This window comes from Ignavibacteria bacterium (assembly GCA_016873775.1).
Lineage (GTDB): Bacteria > Bacteroidota > Ignavibacteria > UBA10030 > F1-140-MAGs086 > JAGXRH01.
The window spans coordinates 1-4265 of record VGWC01000116.1 but is presented as its reverse complement, the minus strand read 5'-3'; the positions used below and the strand labels follow the sequence as shown (position 1 = coordinate 4265).

Annotated in this window: 5 protein-coding genes; all 5 read right to left on the bottom strand. The window is 41.0% G+C overall.

Translation table 11 applies throughout. The features are described 5' to 3' along the window. A partial coding sequence (locus tag FJ218_10980; protein ID MBM4167423.1) for an NADH dehydrogenase subunit occupies positions 1 to 696 on the bottom strand: 696 nt, incomplete at its 3' end. Next, positions 665 to 784 (bottom strand): hypothetical protein, encoded by a 120-nt coding sequence (locus FJ218_10975; GenBank protein ID MBM4167422.1) that lies wholly within the window; start codon positions 782 to 784, stop codon positions 665 to 667. The genes FJ218_10975 and FJ218_10980, both read right to left, overlap by 32 nt. 16 nt (positions 785 to 800) lie before the next feature. After that, positions 801 to 2243, bottom strand: coding sequence for a pyridoxal-phosphate dependent enzyme (locus tag FJ218_10970; GenBank protein MBM4167421.1), 1443 nt, complete (start codon positions 2241 to 2243; stop codon positions 801 to 803). Continuing rightward, positions 2244 to 3296 (bottom strand): DUF1016 domain-containing protein, encoded by a 1053-nt coding sequence (locus FJ218_10965; protein ID MBM4167420.1) that lies wholly within the window; start codon positions 3294 to 3296, stop codon positions 2244 to 2246. Positions 3297 to 3317: 21 nt separating this feature from the next. Then, positions 3318 to 4265: selenium-dependent xanthine dehydrogenase (locus FJ218_10960; GenBank protein ID MBM4167419.1), on the bottom strand; the 948-nt coding region annotated here is incomplete at its 5' end.

Sequence of the window (4265 nt, the reverse complement as noted above, 5' to 3'; positions counted from 1 at the left end):
ACGCGGACAAAGTTCCGTGCAATAACTACACTGGTCGCACGCAGATTTTCCGATATGATGTTTTACTTTTTCCGGTTGCATTTTTCTTTGAACGAGTGTATGTTCTGTCGGGAGAACAACAAGTCCGGCACACGTTTTTGTAATTGGAATATCAAGATTGAATTCCAATTTCCCCATCATAATTCCGCTGACAAATACTGCGAAATTTTTTTCTGTTGTGAAGCCAGCGAGAGAAATCGCATCGCGAAAACTCATTCCGATGGGTGCAAGAAGTGAAATTGGATTTTTTACTGCGCCCGCAACGGTAATAAATTTTTCTGTTACGGAAATTTCTTCTGTCGTTTGCGAAATGTTATACAGCGTTTCGACATTGTTCACAACAACTCCGACATCGAGTGGAATTCCTTGCGGCGGAATCAATCGTTTCGTTGCTTCATACACCAAAATATATTCATCGCCGGAAGGATAAAAATCGCCAAGTTCGTGAACGGAAATTCGCGTGTCGTTGATATGTGATTTGATTGCATCAATCGCATTTTTATTTTTCGATTTAATGCCGATGATTCCTTGTTTCGCGCCGGTAGATTCCATTAAAAGTTGAACACCGCGCACAACATGTTTCGGAAAATTCGCCATCAATTCAAAATCTTTATGAATAAGCGGTTCATTCTGCGCCGTTTGCAATGACGATATCAACGCGCGAATTTGCTTTCACGTGTGAAGGGAATCCCGCGCCGCCAGCACCTACAACGCCGGAAGATTTTATTTGTTCTGTCAGATTCATTTCTTTTTTTTACAAACTACCCACGATTAAAATTCTCAATTAATTCATCAAAATATTTTACTTCATCTTCAAACAAACTGCGCCAGTATTCTTCATTCCATTGCGCATTAATTTCTTCATACGTTTTTCCTTGCTGCTCAACCCACGTAAAATATTTTAAATTGTGAATTGCTTTTCTGTCGTAGTAATTCAATTCTTTGTAATAATCAATGGATTGATGAAACAACGGCGCAGAATGGTCTTTCGCCGCATTGAGCAACGAATATTTTCCGTGCTCTTCTTCCAATTCTTTCAAACGCGATTGATACAAATCCGGTGAGTCAGTAAAAATTGTGAAGATGACATCGTTCTCATTGAACTCAAAATATTTTGCCGTTTTTATTGCCGCGAGTAAATTACATATCGAAGAAATTCCGAGCAGAGAAAGTTGTTCATTTTCTTTTGCAGAAATTCCAAGAGACGATAAATATTTTTTTCCTTCGTCTTCATTGAGCAAACGCAACACACGCATACAATCTTCATCGTCAATCGCCGCAACACAATCCGTATTCATCGCATTATGAACCCAAGGAATATGTTTATCGCCAATCCCTTCAATACGATGTGCGCCGAAACCGTTCATCAATAGCGTCGGACATTGCAGCGCTTCTGTTGCAACAACTTTCAAATGCGGAAATTGTTTTTTCAAATAATCTCCAGCGGCAATTGTTCCCGCAGAACCTGTTGCTGAAATATATGCCGACGCTCGTGAATTTTTTCCAAGCGAACGAAATACTTCTTCAATCGCGGGTCCCGTAACATTGTAATGCCAAATCGGATTTCCAAATTCTTCAAACTGATTGAAGATGATATTGTTCGCGTCGCGTTTTAATTCCCAGCACTTGTCGTAAATTTCTTTCACGTTCGATTCCGTTCCCGGCGTTGCAATCACTTCCGCGCCGATTTCTTTCAGCCACGTAAATCGCTCTTTGGACATTCCTTCGGGAAGAATCGCAACTGCAGTGCAATCGAGCAACGCGCAATCAAATGCACCACCGCGGCAAAAATTTCCTGTCGAAGGCCACACTGCCTTGTGTTTTTGCGGGTCAAATTCACCGCTGACTAAACGCGGAACCAAACATCCGAACGCCGCACCGACTTTATGCGCTCCTGTTGGAAAATATTTTCCGACAAGTCCGATGATGCGCGCATTCACTCCGGAAATCGATTTCGGAATTTCGACATAATTCACTGCGCCGAATTGTTTATTCTCGATATTATTTTTCCACGTAATGCGAAAAAGATTGAGCGGATTTACATCCCACAATCCAACGCTCGAAAGTTTTTGTTTGATGGAATTCGGAATCGTTTCCGGATTTCGCATTTGGGCAAATGTTGGAATCGTAATGCCGCGTTCTTTGCAATGCGTTGCTGTTTTCTTTATTGTTTCTGTGTGAAGTTGTTTGATAATTTTTGACATTTATTTTTTCGATGATGTTTTCTTTGTGAGTTCCGATTCAAGTTGTTTCACTGTTGGCAAATTGCCTTTGAGATTTTTCGGGAGAGAAGAAGTTAAACGATACGATGAAACGCCAATTGGTTTCTTCACATCGCGTAAAGCATATTCTACAACAAGTTTATTTTTCGATTTGCATAAAATTATTCCGATTGTTGGCTCGTCATTTTTTGTTCGCAGTTGTTCATCAATTGCAGTAAGATAGAAATTCATTTTTCCGGCAAACTCCGGTTGGAATTCCGTCATCTTCAATTCAATCACAATATAACAATGAAGTTTCGTATGATAGAAAACTAAGTCGATGTAAAAGTCTTGCTCGCCAACGACAATATGAAATTGATTACCAACAAAGGCAAATCCAACGCCGAGTTCGAGAAGAAATTCTTTGAGATGTTCTCGCAATGCTGTTTCCAAATCGCGTTCCACCGCTTGTTTACTCAACGAAAGAAAATCGAACGTATATGGGTCTTTCAATAATTGTTGCGCAAGTTCGGATTGAGGCGAAGGAAGCGTGCGAGAAAAATTAGTAATTGCTTTTCCAGAGCGATGATATAATCCGCTTTCGATTTGATGAACAAGAACGTTGCGGCTCCATCCGTTTTCGATAGTTTTTTGAGCATACCAAATTCGTTCATCTAGATTTTCTACTTTATCTAAAAGTGTAATGTTATGATACCACGTAATTTGTGCAAGCACCTCTTGCACAAATTGTTCATTGCGATATTCGGCTGCAAATGCTCGCATATACTTTAAGTTGCGTTCGGAAAATCCTTTCATCTCGGGAAACTCTCTGCACAAATCCAGTGAAAGCCGCTCGATTACTTTTGCGCCCCAACCTTCTTTTGCTTGTTGCTGTAAAATTTGTTTTCCGATGTGCCAGTATAACAGCAACAATTCCCGATTAACACTTAACGCCGCTTTTGTTTGTGCTTCTCTGGTGCGGCGTTTTAAATCGGTAAGAAATGTATCGTAATTCTTGGGGAGGAGAGATGTGATGGAAGATAACTTTTTACGCATTTGAAAACTATCGTTTAGAATTTATTTCACTCCACCCAAAATCGCTTTCGCCGCAGCACTATCCTTCATCGGCAATTTGAATCTTCGCACACCATCGAATTTATACAACGCGCTTGCGACTGCTCCTGCTGTCGGCACTAAACCGATTTCGCCTACTCCTTTTGCGCCAAACGGTCCTTCACTTTCGTTTTCTTCAATCAAAATAATTTCTGTTTCCGGCATATCTTTCGCGCGCAACAATCCAAGCGAACGAAGTTTAAATGAATCGGGAACGCCGTTTGTCAATTTCAAATCTTCCGTCAACGCATAGCCAAGCCCCATATGAATCGAGCCTTCGAGTTGTCCTTCGAGAAGTTTTTTGTTGATTACTTTTCCGACATCGTGCGCGGCGACAAATTTTTTCAACGTTCCATCATCATCGAGAATACACACTTGCGTTGCAAAACCGAACGTCATATGCGTAATCGGTTTATTTGTTTTTGCATCGAGCGCAGTTGTGTAATCAATCACGACTTCACCAAAATATTCTTTGCCAATCAAATCGCGCAACGTGTTTCCTGTATCCAAATCTTTTTTCATTTCTTGCGCGGCTTTAATAACAGCACGTCCACCAAGCACAGTCGCACGAGAAGCAGTTGTCATTCCGCACGGCGTTGGATGTGTTGTATCAATTTCCACACGAACTTTTCGAGCATCCATTCCTGTTACTTCGCAGAAAAACTGAATCAGTACAGTGCAAAATCCTTGTCCCATTTCAGTGAAACCGGTTTTGAGCGTAAGCGTTTCGTCGGGATTTATTTTCACAACAGCGTGACCAAATTCCGGCATTCCATTTCCGATGCCGACATTTTTTATTCCGCATGCAATACCGGCAAACTTCGATGAATAAAAAATATCTTTCACCGCAAGCAATGTTTTTTTTATGCCTACGGATTTTTCAAACACTTGTCCCGTGCAAAACGTATCACC

Coding starts and splice junctions, on each gene's coding strand:
- FJ218_10965 (MBM4167420.1), bottom strand. CDS start 3,296: ATGCGTAAAAAGTTATCTTCCATCACATCTCTCCTCCCCAAGAATTAC.
- FJ218_10975 (MBM4167422.1), bottom strand. CDS start 784: ATGAATCTGACAGAACAAATAAAATCTTCCGGCGTTGTAGGTGCTGGC.
- FJ218_10970 (MBM4167421.1), bottom strand. CDS start 2,243: ATGTCAAAAATTATCAAACAACTTCACACAGAAACAATAAAGAAAACA.